The 12,575-nt window shown below is 61.3% G+C and carries 12 protein-coding genes and 1 pseudogene; 3 read left to right on the top strand and 10 right to left on the bottom strand.

Annotated elements, in window-relative coordinates; translation table 11 throughout:
* Positions 1-675 (top strand): annotated as a pseudogene (locus tag AB5Y97_RS15490) (ISAs1-like element ISAs12 family transposase); the annotation flags it as partial.
* 155 nt (positions 676-830) lie between these two features.
* On the opposite strand, the gene AB5Y97_RS15485 reads toward AB5Y97_RS15490, so the two are convergent.
* Together AB5Y97_RS15485 and aguA are read right to left on the bottom strand one after the other, a co-directional pair.
* On the bottom strand, positions 831-2,534 hold the full coding sequence (locus tag AB5Y97_RS15485; RefSeq protein WP_201946604.1) for an amidase: 1,704 nt from the start codon (positions 2,532-2,534) through the stop codon (positions 831-833).
* A 267-nt stretch (positions 2,535-2,801) separates the two neighbouring features.
* On the bottom strand, positions 2,802-3,899 hold the full coding sequence (gene aguA, locus AB5Y97_RS15480; protein WP_139495482.1) for an agmatine deiminase: 1,098 nt from the start codon (positions 3,897-3,899) through the stop codon (positions 2,802-2,804).
* Positions 3,900-4,054: 155 nt separating this feature from the next.
* Here aguA and AB5Y97_RS15475 point away from each other — a divergent pair, with 155 nt between their 5' ends.
* Entirely contained in the window at positions 4,055-5,008 is a 954-nt protein-coding gene (locus AB5Y97_RS15475; RefSeq protein WP_033115874.1) for a LysR family transcriptional regulator, read from the top strand.
* A gap of 58 nt (positions 5,009-5,066) precedes the next feature.
* Here the strand turns inward: AB5Y97_RS15475 and AB5Y97_RS15470 are convergent, their stop codons facing one another.
* A complete protein-coding gene (locus tag AB5Y97_RS15470) occupies positions 5,067-5,633 on the bottom strand; it encodes a TetR/AcrR family transcriptional regulator (RefSeq protein ID WP_201946605.1) in 567 nt (188 codons plus the stop codon).
* A gap of 199 nt (positions 5,634-5,832) precedes the next feature.
* Between AB5Y97_RS15470 and AB5Y97_RS15465 the strand changes: the two genes are divergently transcribed.
* Positions 5,833-6,870, top strand: a complete 1,038-nt coding sequence (locus tag AB5Y97_RS15465) for an alkene reductase (RefSeq protein WP_201946607.1) — start codon at positions 5,833-5,835, stop codon at positions 6,868-6,870.
* Between the two features lie 97 nt (positions 6,871-6,967).
* Here AB5Y97_RS15465 and rpoS read toward each other — a convergent pair whose 3' ends face one another.
* Genes rpoS through ispF form a run of 7 tightly spaced genes read right to left on the bottom strand, consistent with a single transcriptional unit; the run spans position 6,968 to position 12,556 of the window.
* A complete protein-coding gene (gene rpoS, locus AB5Y97_RS15460; RefSeq protein ID WP_005335504.1) occupies positions 6,968-7,951 on the bottom strand; it encodes an RNA polymerase sigma factor RpoS in 984 nt (327 codons plus the stop codon).
* A 45-nt stretch (positions 7,952-7,996) separates the two neighbouring features.
* On the bottom strand, positions 7,997-9,067 hold the full coding sequence (locus AB5Y97_RS15455) for a LysM peptidoglycan-binding domain-containing protein (RefSeq protein WP_043821617.1): 1,071 nt from the start codon (positions 9,065-9,067) through the stop codon (positions 7,997-7,999).
* Between the two features lie 9 nt (positions 9,068-9,076).
* Positions 9,077-9,658: a YqaA family protein gene (locus tag AB5Y97_RS15450; RefSeq protein WP_021229508.1), complete on the bottom strand. Its 582-nt coding sequence runs from the start codon at positions 9,656-9,658 to the stop codon at positions 9,077-9,079.
* On the bottom strand, positions 9,655-10,272 hold the full coding sequence (locus AB5Y97_RS15445; protein WP_005335507.1) for a protein-L-isoaspartate(D-aspartate) O-methyltransferase: 618 nt from the start codon (positions 10,270-10,272) through the stop codon (positions 9,655-9,657). The genes AB5Y97_RS15450 and AB5Y97_RS15445 overlap by 4 nt, the downstream gene beginning before the upstream one ends.
* A gap of 7 nt (positions 10,273-10,279) precedes the next feature.
* The gene (gene surE, locus AB5Y97_RS15440) at positions 10,280-11,041 is read right to left on the bottom strand and encodes a 5'/3'-nucleotidase SurE (RefSeq protein ID WP_005335515.1); all 762 of its coding nucleotides are present in this window, start codon (positions 11,039-11,041) and stop codon (positions 10,280-10,282) included.
* Positions 11,022-12,080, bottom strand: a complete 1,059-nt coding sequence (truD, locus tag AB5Y97_RS15435; protein WP_201946611.1) for a tRNA pseudouridine(13) synthase TruD — start codon at positions 12,078-12,080, stop codon at positions 11,022-11,024. The genes surE and truD overlap by 20 nt, the downstream gene beginning before the upstream one ends.
* Positions 12,080-12,556 (bottom strand): 2-C-methyl-D-erythritol 2,4-cyclodiphosphate synthase, encoded by a 477-nt coding sequence (gene ispF / locus AB5Y97_RS15430; protein ID WP_236373663.1) that lies wholly within the window; start codon positions 12,554-12,556, stop codon positions 12,080-12,082. The genes truD and ispF overlap by 1 nt, the downstream gene beginning before the upstream one ends.
* Between the last annotated feature and the right edge of the window lie 19 nt (positions 12,557-12,575).

The following is a 12,575-nucleotide window of genomic DNA, read 5'->3' as shown; positions in this document are numbered from 1 at the left end:
GCTATTCCCGAGTTGCTGGCGCTGCTCGACATCAAAGGCTGCCTGGTATCCATCGATGCGATGGGGTGCCAGACCGAGATCGCCGAGACCATCCTTCAGCAAGGTGGCGATTACTTATTGGCCGTCAAAGGCAACCAACCCAAGTTGTTCGAGGCGGTTCGACAGGCCCTCGCCCCGCTGGCGGCCACCCCGTTATGCGCAGAGACGATGACGCTTGAGAAGGCTCATGGCCGCATCGATGGTCGTGAGTACCATGTCATGGCGGCGGGCGAGTTGGCCGCCCAGTTTCCTCATTGGAAACAGTTGCACAGCATTGGCGTGGCCATCTCCTATCGCGTTGAAAATATGCAAAAAATTACCATAGAGCAGCGTTATTTCATCAGTTCCAAAGCGTTGGTGCAGGATGAGTTTGCGCGAGCGGTGCGTGGGCACTGGGCCATCGAAAATAGCCTGCACTGGGTGCTGGACGTCACGATGGGCGAGGATGATTGCCCGATTTATCGCGGTGATGCCGCAGAGATTTTGGCGTGCATCCGGCACATGGGGCTGAACATGCTCAGGGCCGAGACTTCACGCAAGGCGAGCGTAAGACGGAAGCAAAAAATCGCAGGAATGAGCAGTGAATATCTGGAAACGGTACTCAATGCGGGTCTCAAAAAACTGGGTGAAATTTAACAAAATGTTCACGCTCTCACCCTGATGTTTTAAACCTTCACGCCATCTATTAATAAATTTATTTTAAGATTATAAAAAACACCCACTTGTAATACAGGTGGGTGTTTAAACCGATCATCATCGGACACGTCAGAATATTTAACTCACAACAACAATCAAACCAACGGCGGCGTCCGTGGCGGCACCATACGCTTGCTGCCGGTGGACTCGAAGGCCGAGGCGAAGCGCAGCAGGTTGTTGTCGTCATAGGCACGACCGGCGAAGGTCAGGCCCACCGGCATACCGATATCGGCCATCACCCCCATGGGGACGGTAACAGTCGGCACGCCGAGATGGCGAATGGCGAGGTTGCCGTTGGCAACCCAGATGCCGTTGCTCCAGGCGATATCGGCAGAGGCCGGATTCACATCCGCATCAGCCGGGGCGACGTCGGCGACGGTGGGGAACAGCACTGCGTCGAGCTTGAGCCCGTCCATCCAGTCCTCCAGATCCAGCTTGCGAGTCTTCTCCAGACCGCGCAGGCCGTCCGGCACTGTGGGGATCTCGTCAAAGCGCTTGATGCCGCGCTTGGCCATATTGACGTACTCGTCCATGCCCGCCGCCAGATCGCCCTCGCGGTTAGGCAGGGTGCCCGGATCGTGGGGGAAGATCTTCGGCCCATCGACATCGGCCAGCTTGTTGAGTTTGGGATCGCCGTTGGCGCGCAGGAAGTCGTCAAACGCCCAGCCGGAGAGCTCCCACAGCTCGTCGTTGAGAAACTCCGGGCTCACGATGCCGCGATTGAACACGGTCGGCGCGCCGGGTCGGTCCCCTTCGCAGTTGGAGACCAGCGGGAAGTCCACTTCGATAACTTCGGCGCCAGCAGCTTCCAGCGCCTTGCGCGCATCTTCCCAGAGGGCGATCACGGTCTCGCGGGTATGGATGCGCTGACCGGTCGGGCCACCGATGCCGGGGTTTTCGCTGGTGCCGGCCAGTTCATCCTTGTTGATAAACATGCGCGGCACGCCGAGGCGCTTGCCCTTGAGGGCATCGGGCTTGGCAGCCAGCTCCAGATAGGAATCCGGACGCACTTCAGAGGCCTTGGGCAGCTGCACCCAGGGTTGCAGGCGCCACAGATCGCCACGGGTATCGGCATCGTCGGCCACTACCACGTCGAGCACTTCCAGCAGATCGTTCATGGTGCGGGCATAGGGCACCACCACATCCATGGTCGGAGTCAGCGGCCAGTTGCCGCGCACCGAGATGACGCCACGGGACGGGGTGTAAGCGCACAGACCGTTGTTGGAAGCTGGGCCACGGCCGCTCGACCAGGTTTCTTCCGCCAGACCAAAGGCGGAGAAGCTGGCAGCGGTGGCAGTACCGGCACCGTTGGAGGAGCCGGAGGCAAATGGCGCGGTCAGGTAGTCGGCGTTGTAGGGGCTCTCGGCACGGCCATAGACGCCGCGCTGCATGCCACCATTGGCCATCGGCGGCATATTGGTTTTGCCAAGGCAGATGGCACCGGCGGCACGCAGGCGCTCAACGGTAAAGGCATCGCGCTGGGCCACCAGATCCTTGAAGGCCGGGCTGCCGGAGGCGGCAGTCAGCCCCTTGACCAGATAGCTGTCTTTGGCGGTGTAGGGGATGCCGTCGAGCGGCCCCAGGGTCTCGCCACGGGCACGGCGGGCATCGGAAGCCTCGGCCTCTTTCAGCGCATCGGGATTGGCGACCACCACGGCGTTGAGTTTGGTGGCGGTCTCGGGGCCGTTGTAGGCCTCGATCCGGGCCAGATAGGCCTTGACCAGTTCGACCGCTGTGGTGCGGCCTGATTCGAGCGCGGCACGCAGCTCGGCAATGGAAACCTCGGTCACTTCGATCATGGGGATCTCCTGTAAAAGGGTGACTGTTTGTCATGATGATCGCCGCATCAGCGCCTGCGACCATCACACCATCAAGAGAGAAAACCCCACGGCGTGGGGTTTTGAATACCAACCTCAGCTGGCTGAGAACCGGTTTACGACCCGTCGCGAGAGGTCGTCAGCAAGATGAAGAGCAGCACAGGAACCGGAGCGTATAAACATACGTGAGGCTTCCGAGCAGCACATGAGCCTTGATCACGGTCTCGCAGCAGGATCGTCATCCGGTTCTTATTTGCCGGAAGGGATCTGCTGGGTAATGCAGTGAATATTGCCACCGCCCAGCAGGATCTCGCGGGCCGGTACGCCGATCACGGTGTGCTCCGGGAAGATCTCTTCCAGAATGCGCTGAGCTTCGCCATCGGTGGCGGCATCCAGCAGCGGATAGACGATGCGATCGTTGGTGATCAGGAAGTTCACGTAGGAACCGGCCAGACGGCCTTCTGCCTCGCGCGGCACACCGGTACCGCTCTCGACGCCGGCAGACTCCTCTTCGGTGCAGAACAGCGGGCCCGGCTGGGGCAGCTTCCACACTTTCAGCTTGCGACCCTTGGCATCGACCGCCGCTTCCAGCACCTTGAGGGCGGCCACGGAGCGGGCGTACTGGGGATCGTTCTGATCGTCAGTCCAGTGCAGGGCCACTTCACCCGGACGCACGAAGCAGCACATGTTGTCGATGTGGCCGTCGGTTTCGTCCATGTAGACGCCTTCGTCCAGCCAGATAAAGCTGGTGACGCCCAGATAGTCGCGCAGGTAGGCTTCGATCTGCTCTTTGGTCAGGTGCGGGTTGCGGTTTTCGTTGAGCAGACACTCGGCGGTGGTCAGGCAGGTGCCTTCACCATCGACGTGGATGGAGCCCCCTTCCAGAATCAGCGGCGCATCGTAGCGAGCCATCTCGTGTTGGGTCAGCATCTGGGCTGCCACTTCCTCATCCTGATTCCACGGGTAGTAGAGACCGCCCTTGTGGCCGCCCCAGGCGTTGAAGCCCCAATCCACGCCACGGCACTCGCCGGCAGCGTTGGTAACGATGGTCGGGCCGGTATCGCGGGCCCAGCAGTCATCGCTGTCCATTTCGACCAGAGTGACGTGGGCGGGCATGATGGCGCGAGCCTGCTCCATAAACTGGGCCGGAACCCCCATAAAGACCGGAGTCGCGCCACCGATGGCATCGGCCACCTTGGCGAAGGTCTCTTGCGCGAAGCGACCGGCTACGCGCCAGTTGTCCGGGCGAAACGGCCAGATCATCCAGACGGCCTGCTGGTGCGCCCACTCGGCGGGCATGGTGAAGCCGTCGGCGGCCGGCGTGGAGTTAATGGTCTTGATGCTCATCGCAAGGCTCCTTGCATGGATTGAGGCCCCCGTTTACGCCCGATGCGGCGCGGGAACCCGGAAAAATAAGAGTGGGTCGCAGATTAAGACGTTGCGCCCCCATCCATCAAATGAATAGGATGGATTGTCCCATAAACACGGCGAATAATCCCCCCATGAAACTGCACCAGCTCGACCTCAATCTGCTGCTCGCTTTTGACGCCCTGATGACGCAGGGCAGCGTCACCCGCGCCGCCGAAGCGCTCTTTATCAGCCAGCCCGCCATGAGCCACTCCCTTAACCGGCTGCGCACCTTTCTCGGCGACCCGCTGCTGGTGCGCACCCCGCAGGGGATGCTGCCGACCCCACGCGCCCAACGGCTGCATCTCGGGGTGCAGCAGGCGCTGCGGCTGCTGGAGCAGCAGCTCACCGAGGAAGAAGAGTTCGAGCCGAGCCAGTCGAAGCGGCGCTTCGTGCTCTGCACCACAGATTACGTGGAGTGCGTGCTGATCCCGCCGCTGATCCAGCGGCTCAGACGGCTGGCGCCCGGGGTCACCATCGAGATCCGCATCCTGCGCGACACCCTGCCCGAAGCCGAGCTGGCGAGCGGCGAGATCGATCTGGTGCTGGGCTTTGACGAGTACATGCAGGTGCCGGGGTATCTGGGCAAGGAGACCTGGCTCACCGAGCCGCTGGCCGGGCTGGTGCGCGCCGATCTGCCGATTGCCAAATCGGCCCCCGCCGGCGCCGAGGATGACCCCTCCCAATGGCAGGAGCGCATCACCCTGCAGCAGCTTATCGCCATGCCCCATGTGTTCCACTCGCCCCTTGGCACCTCGGAGGCGAGCCTCGACCGCTATCTGAAGAGTCAGGGCTTTAGCCGTACCATATCGGTCAACAGCCAGAGCTATATGTCCGCCGCCGCCATCGTCAGCCAAAGCGATCACCTGCTGGTGCTGCCCAGCATGGTGGCCGAGCTGCTCGCCACCCACTGGCCGCTGAAAAGCCTGCCGCTGCCCGAAGACGTGCCCGACTACCACCTCAACTGCGTCTGGCACCCCGTGCACGCGCAGCAACCCGCACTGGTATGGCTGAAAGATTTGATGAAAGAGCTGGTGGGGCCGAGGTAACCCTCCCGCAAACAACAGTGGCTCCCAAGGGAGCCACTGTTGTTGCTGCGGTATCGCGTTACGCCCGCAAGGCCCGCATCAGCTGGGCGACTACGTCGTCGAGCAGGGGGCGATCGGGGCGACACTGGGCGAAAGTGACCAGCCCTTGCAGGTTGATCAGCAGCAGGGCGGTGAGGGTGTGGATATTGCTATCTGGGGCCAGCTCGCCCTTGGCCTGCGCCTGTGTCAGCAACTCGGCCAGATCCTGCTCCAGCTCGCCATAGATCCCCTTGACCCGCTGGGTCAGCTCCTCATCCTGCTCGCTCAGCTCCATCATTGTGCGGGTCACCAGACAGGAGCCGCAGAGCGCCTCCCCCACAATCCGGTCGAGATAGGCCGCAAGGCCCGCCAGCGGGCTCAGGTTGTCGAGCAATGAGCGGCGCAGGGTGCGTTTACCCTCGACATAGTGATCCACCGCCGCCAGCAGCAGGCCGCGCTTGTTGCCAAAGGCGCCGTAAATGCTGCCCGGGTGCAGGCCGGTGGCTGCCACCAGCTCCTGCATGGTGGTTTTGGCATATCCCTTGGCGCGAAACGCTTCCATGGCATTTCGCAGTACCTCGTCCCGATCAAACTCGGCTATGCGCATGGTTCCTCCCGTGGGAAATGGTTCACCGGCAAGGGGCAACAGGGCCCGCCGATAAAGAGTGGCTGGAAAGGGCGGCAAGTTTACCCCAGCCGCCCGCTCGGGCCAACCTTCTTGAACGCTCATTCAAAAAAAGCTTGCACCCGACGCAAAAAACGTCTTGAATGCACGTTCAAGAATAACCCGTTCAGGACAACCTATCATGAATACCCTGTTTCAGCCGTATCGACTCAATGACACTCTGACCCTGGCCAACCGTTTCATGATGGCCCCGCTCACCCGCTGCATGGCAGGCCCAGGTCTGGTGCCGACCGAGCAGATGGCTGCCTATTACGGCCGCCGCGCCGACATCGGCCTGATTGTTTCCGAGGCCGTCATCATCCGCCCTGACGCGCAGGGCTACCCCAATACCCCGGGACTCTTCACCCAGGCGCAGATCGATGGCTGGAAGAAAGTGACCAGCGCCGTGCACGCCAAGGGCGGCAAGATCTTCGCCCAGCTGTGGCACGTCGGTCGCCTCTCCCACCCCTTCTTCCATCAGGCTGAAGTGTTGGCCCCCTCTGCCGTGGCGCACGAGGGCACTGTGCCCCGCATGCGCGAGCTGACCTATCAGGTGCCGCGCGCCCTGACCGAGGCCGAAATCGCCCAGCTGGTGCTGGATTACGCCCAGGCCGCAGCCAACGCCATCGAGGCAGGCTTTGACGGGGTGGAGATCCACGGCGCCAATGGCTACCTGATCGACCAGTTCCTGCACCACTCCACCAACCTGCGCAGCGACAACTACGGTGGCAGCCCGGAAAAGATGAGCCGCTTCGCACTGAAAGTGGTCGATGCCATCAGCGCCCGTATCGGTGGTGATCGGGTTGGTATTCGCCTCTCCCCGGGTGCCTATGTCCATCTGGCGGGCAGCCCGGAAGATCGCGCCGTGTTCGACTATCTGCTGGGCAAGCTGAACGATCGCCCGCTGGCCTATATCCACCTCGGCATCTTTGATGACAACCTCACCTTCGATTATCTGGGTGGCCGCGCCTCCGACTATCTGCGCGCCCACTACAAGGGCAATCTGGTCGGTGTGGGCAACTACGACGCCGAGCGCGCCGCTGCGGCCATCGAGGCCAACCGCTTCGATCTGGTGGCCATCGGTCGTCCGCTTATCGCCAACCCGGACTACCTCACCAAGGTGAAGAAGGGAGAAGCACTGGTGCCCTACGCCGACACCATGCTGACTGAGCTGGTATAACCACGAAGCCATCGCCAGACGACAGGCAATAAAAAACGAGAGGAGCAGTTGCTCCTCTCGTGCTATTTGGCTGATGCGCTGATCAGTTGGTGCGGACTTAATTGGTACGAAATAGCGCCTCGATGGAGAGCCCCTGGCTCAGCAGGATCTCCCGCAGACGGCGCAGCCCCTCGACCTGGATCTGACGTACCCGCTCGCGGGTCAGGCCAATCTCGGCTCCCACATCCTCAAGGGTGGCGGGCTCGTACCCCAGCAGACCGAAACGACGGGCCAGCACTTCCCGCTGCTTGGGATTGAGCTCCTCCAGCCAGTGCACGATGCTGCTACGCATATCATCTTCCTGTGACTCCAGCTCAGGCCCCATGCCGCGCTCGTCGGAGAGCACATCCAGCAGCGCCTTGTCGCGATCGCCACCGATGGGGGTGTCCACCGAGGTGATCTTCTCGTTGAGCTTGAGCATGCGATTCACATCGTCCACCGAACGATCCAGCGCGAAGGCGATATCCTCGGCGGTCGGCTCGTGATCGAGACGGTGAGAGAGTTCGCGCGCGGTGCGCAGGTAAACGTTTAACTCCTTGACCACATGAATGGGCAGACGGATGGTACGGGTCTGGTTCATGATGGCCCGCTCGATGGTCTGGCGGATCCACCAGGTGGCATAGGTAGAGAAACGGAAGCCGCGCTCGGGGTCAAACTTCTCGACCGCACGGATAAGGCCGAGGTTGCCCTCTTCGATAAGATCCAGCAGCACCAGGCCGCGGTTGTTGTAACGACGGGCGATTTTCACCACCAGTCGCAGGTTGGACTCGATCATGCGCTTGCGGGCGGCTTTGTCACCTCGCAAGGCACGACGGGCGTAGTAGACTTCCTCTTCGGCAGTGAGCAGCGGGGAGAAACCTATCTCCCCCAGATAGAGTTGCGTGGCATCCATCACCTTATTCAGCTCAGGTGCCAGCAACTCATCGGAGATAGTCTCGTCCGCCTCGGCGGCTACCTCCTGCAACTCTTCTACTTCATGAGATTCGGGTTCAGCGTCAAACTCTAACTCTGCATCCTGCATTACCAGTTGTTCTTGGCTCATGGTGTGTCTCCCTGACGTTACCAGAGTAAGACGGTCTCTCTGGGGTTAACGCTTTGGCAAATAGCTCATCGGATTGATCGACTTGCCTCTGTACCGGATCTCGAAATGCAATCGCACATCCGGCGCGTCCGTGCTACCCATGTTGGCAATGACCGAGCCCCCCTTGACGCTGTCCCCTTCCTTCACCCGCAACTCGTCGTTGTGTGCGTAAGCGGAGAGATAGTCATCATCATGCTTGAGGATAATCAGCTTGCCGTACCCCCTTAAAGCACTGCCAGCGTATACCACTTTACCGCTGCTGGCGGCGTAGACGGGTTGCCCCTTCTGGCCGGCTATATCGATCCCCTTGTTACCCTGTTCTGCAACAGAGAACCCCTCGACAATCCGGCCTTTTGCGGGCCAGTGCCAAGCAAGTCTCGACTGGGAGTTGTTTGTTTTTTGTTCTTTTACCTGAGCGTATTCCTTCGGTGCTGCCGGAGCAACGGATTTCTGAGAGATGAATGGCGTGGTCTGACCAGATCCGCTCGGCTCGGCCAACGGACGCGGACCGCTGCTCGGACGGCTCACGGCCACCGGCGTCACGGTTGCCGGACGAGTCGCAGCCACCATCTGGGTCGAACCGCCGCCTGCGGTCTGGACATTGAGCACCTGACCCGGTTGCAGCGCATAAGGGGCGCTCAGGTTATTGCTCTGGGCCAGCGCCTGCGGTGTCATGCCGAACTGGCGGCCGATGCTGCTCAGGGTATCGCCGCGGCGCACCTCATAGGTACCGGCACTGCGGCTGCTGCCAACACTGGCGCTGGAACCATCGAGTCGCAGTCGCTGCCCCGGATAGATGTTGTAGGGCGGGCTGATATTGTTGAGGCTGGCCAGCGACGGCACGTCGTTGCCGGAGTTGAAGGCGATGGAGTAGAGGGTATCGCCCCGCTTCACCACATAGCTGCCGCCCTGAATGGGGGCGCTGACCTGGGCACCGCTTTGGCGAGCCGGAATGGTCGAGACAAACTGCCCCTCATCAACACCATCTACCGGAGCTGCATTTTTACTGGAGGAGCAGGCAAGCAGCAGCCATGACAACACCACGACACTGCTTCCTTGCCAAATACGCGAACGCATAATGGATCCTTAACGACTAAACCAGAAATAGGCCACCACGGCCAGACCAATACAGAGCCAACCGAGCACATCTACGTAGTGCATCAGTTTGCGTTCCATCTTCTCGCCACCCCAGCGCATCAGGCCCGCAACCAGGAAAAAGCGCATGCCACGACCGATGAGGGAGGTGATGATGAAGGGCAGCAGAGCCATTTGCAACAACCCTGCCGTCACGGTAAACACCTTGTAGGGGATAGGGGTGAAGCTGGCAATGAAAATGACCCAGATCCCCCACTGCTCAAACCAGTTGCGAGCAATCTCGATCTTGTCCTGATAGCCCACAGACTCCACCAGTGGCAGCACGACCGGATCCCACAGGGCATAGCCAAGGGCATAGCCAAACAGGGCGCCCAACACAGAGAAGAGGGTAGCCAGCGTGGCGTAGTGCCACGCCTTGTGGGGCTTGGCGAGCGCCATCGGAGCCAGCATCACGTCCACCGGGATCGGCCAGAACACCGACTCGATGAAAGCGGTGATGGAGAGATACCAGGGGGCATGCTTGTGGCGAGCCCACTGCATCACCAGTACGTACAAACGGGAAAACAACTTCACTCAACATCTCCGTCAATCAGGGGAACAAAACGTACCGGCTCCAGAATACGGCTGGTCAGCTGGGATCCGGATCGTTCGATCAGCTGCAGGGTCTGCTGGCTGTCACCCACGGGCAACACCAGTCGGCCCCCTTCGGCCAGCTGATCGGTGAGCGCCGTCGGGATCTCGCTCGCCGCGGCCGTCACCAGAATGGCGTCATAAGGCCCCTTGTTGGGCCACCCCAGCCAGCCGTTGCCGTGCTTGGCCGAGACATTGTGCAGATCGAGCTGGCGCAGCCGGCGTCTGGCCTGGAACTGCAGCGACTTGATCCGCTCCACGGTATACACATGCTCCACCAGATGGGCGAGGATCGCCGTCTGGTAGCCCGAGCCAGTGCCAATCTCCAGCACATGGGCCGGATTGTTTTGCATCAGCAACTCGGTCATTCGCGCCACCATATAGGGCTGCGAAATGGTCTGGCCGTGGCCAATGGGCAGGGCGGTGTTGTCCCACGCCTTGTGCGCCATGGCCTCGTCCACGAACAGCTGGCGCGGCACTTTCGCGATGGTCGCCAGCACGCGAAAATCGCGAATATCCTGCGCAATGAGCTGATTTAACAGGCGCTGTACTATCACACCACCCTCATCCCTGCAGATCTAACCAGGCCCCCAGACCGGCGAGACTGTCATAGGCAGTCATATCGATGGTCAGAGGGGTAATCGAGACATAGCCCTGCTCGATGGCAGCAAAATCGGTGCCTTCACCGGCATCCTGCTGGCTACCGGGGGGGCCGATCCAGTAGATGGGCTGGCCACGGGGATCCTCGGTGCAGATCACCGACTCCGCCCGGTGGCGATTGCCAAGGCGGGTGGTCTTGATCCCCTTGATCTGCTCAAGGGGCAAGTCCGGCACGTTGACGTTGAGGATCTGATCGGCAGGCAGGGGGTGTTTCATCAGCCCCTTCACCAGCAGGGCCGCATAGTGGGCCGCCGTGGCGAAGTGGGTCTTGCCTACCAGCGAGATGGCGATGGAGGGGTAGCCAAGATGGCGCCCCTCGGTGGCCGCGGCGACCGTGCCCGAGTAGATGACATCATCCCCCAGGTTGGCACCGTGGTTGATGCCGGCCACCACCATGTCGGGTTCAGGACGCACCAGCTCGTTGACCGCCAGATGCACGCAGTCGGTCGGCGTGCCCTTCACCGCATAGCTCTCGCACCCATTAAAGCCGTTTTCTGCAATTCGGGTAACCCGCAGCGGTACTTCCAGCGTCAGGGAGTGACTCGCGCCGCTGCGGTTACGATCCGGCGCCACCACAATGACCTCGCCGCAGGCGCGCAGCGCCTCGCTGAGGGCACGAATCCCCTCGGCATGCACACCATCATCATTACTGACCAGAATTCGCATCGGTCTGATTCCTGAAACCGTGATCGGCCTCTTCGGCCTGCATTAACTCGCGCACCACGCTGGTGGCAAACGCGCCCGCCGGTAGGAAGAAGGAGAGGGTCAGCGCCTCGCCGTCCAGCTGCCAGCTCATCTGCTCCGGCTTGAGTAGCAGGGGGCGCCTGTCCTGATCCAGCCCGGCCTTCTCCAACCCGTCACACCAATCGCTGTAAGGGGCCAGCACGCCCTGTTCGAACTCGGCAGCGGCACCCTGACTGGCCAGACGGCCACGACCCCACTGGGGCGCGGTGAGCTGCACATCGCCGGAGGCAAGACGCGCTTCCAGCTCGGGGGTCACGCTCTCTTCGCTGAAGATGGAGTGGCTACCCTTGAGCATCACGCAATCACCGGCCAGCAGCTGATGGGCCAGCCCCTGCTCGATACGGGCGCTGACAATGGCGTTGAACAGCATGCTGCGGGCGGCAGAGAGGTAGAGGGAACGCTTGTTGCGATCCTTGATCCGCTTGCCGGCAAACATCGCCTTGGCCGCTTCCAGATTGTTGCCATCGCGGCCAAAACGCTGCTCACCATAGTAATTGGGTACGCCCTGCCCGGCGATGGCCTGCAGGCGCGCTTCCAGCCCGTCGGCCTGTTCCAGACCGGTGAGACGCAGGGTGAAGTGGTTGCCCTTGAGGTAGCCGACCCGCAGCTTCTTGTTGTGGCGCTTCACCTCGAGGATCCGGATGCTGTCACTCTCGATGACGGAGAGGTCCGGCTCGGCCTTGCCCGGCAGGTGAATACCAAACCACTGCTCGGTCACCGCGTGGCGATCCTTCAGGCCCGCCCAGGTCACCGCATTGCGGTTGACTCCAGCCGCATCGGCCAGCAGACCCGCCACCCAGGCGGTGTTCTCGCCGGTTTTGCGCACACGGACGAAGATGTGCTCCCCTTCCCCGCAAGGCTCAAACCCGAGATCTTCATTCACCACGAAGTCGGCGGCCTCGGCCTTGAGGATACCGCGGGCGGTGGGCGCCCCGTGCAGATAGGCAAGTTGTTCCAGCATTATTGTTTCACCAGTAGGACGACGGCTTCGGTGGCGATCCCTTCCTTGCGCCCCGTAAACCCAAGCTGTTCGGTGGTGGTCGCCTTGACGTTCACCCGGTTCAAATCACATTGCAGATCGGCGGCCAGCACGGCGCACATGGCGTCGATATGGGGGGCCATTTTGGGGGCTTGGGCGATGATGGTCACATCCAGGTTGCCGATGGCATACCCCGCCTTCTGTACCCGGGCAAAGACATCACGCAGCAGAATGCGACTGTCGATCCCCTTGAACTCGGCAGCGGTATCGGGGAAGTGGCGACCGATGTCACCGGCACCGATGGCCCCCAGCAGGGCATCGCTCACCGCGTGCAGCACCACATCGCCGTCAGAGTGGGCAATCAGCCCCAGCTCGTAGGGAACCGGCACGCCACCCAGCATGCAGGGGCCAACACCACCAAATTTATGAACATCAAAACCATGACCAATGCGCATCATCAGCGGCAACCTCCCAACA

This window comes from Aeromonas sp. R10-2, from assembly GCF_040908445.1.
Taxonomy (GTDB): Bacteria; Pseudomonadota; Gammaproteobacteria; order Enterobacterales; family Aeromonadaceae; genus Aeromonas; species Aeromonas veronii.
This window is presented reverse-complemented; position numbering and strand designations above follow the sequence as displayed.

Coding starts and splice junctions, on each gene's coding strand:
- AB5Y97_RS15485 (WP_201946604.1), bottom strand. CDS start 2,534: ATGATCGAAGTGACCGAGGTTTCCATTGCCGAGCTGCGTGCCGCGCTC.
- aguA (WP_139495482.1), bottom strand. CDS start 3,899: ATGAGCATCAAGACCATTAACTCCACGCCGGCCGCCGACGGCTTCACC.
- AB5Y97_RS15475 (WP_033115874.1), top strand. CDS start 4,055: ATGAAACTGCACCAGCTCGACCTCAATCTGCTGCTCGCTTTTGACGCC.
- AB5Y97_RS15470 (WP_201946605.1), bottom strand. CDS start 5,633: ATGCGCATAGCCGAGTTTGATCGGGACGAGGTACTGCGAAATGCCATG.
- AB5Y97_RS15465 (WP_201946607.1), top strand. CDS start 5,833: ATGAATACCCTGTTTCAGCCGTATCGACTCAATGACACTCTGACCCTG.
- rpoS (WP_005335504.1), bottom strand. CDS start 7,951: ATGAGCCAAGAACAACTGGTAATGCAGGATGCAGAGTTAGAGTTTGAC.
- AB5Y97_RS15455 (WP_043821617.1), bottom strand. CDS start 9,067: ATGCGTTCGCGTATTTGGCAAGGAAGCAGTGTCGTGGTGTTGTCATGG.
- surE (WP_005335515.1), bottom strand. CDS start 11,041: ATGCGAATTCTGGTCAGTAATGATGATGGTGTGCATGCCGAGGGGATT.
- truD (WP_201946611.1), bottom strand. CDS start 12,080: ATGCTGGAACAACTTGCCTATCTGCACGGGGCGCCCACCGCCCGCGGT.
- ispF (WP_236373663.1), bottom strand. CDS start 12,556: ATGATGCGCATTGGTCATGGTTTTGATGTTCATAAATTTGGTGGTGTT.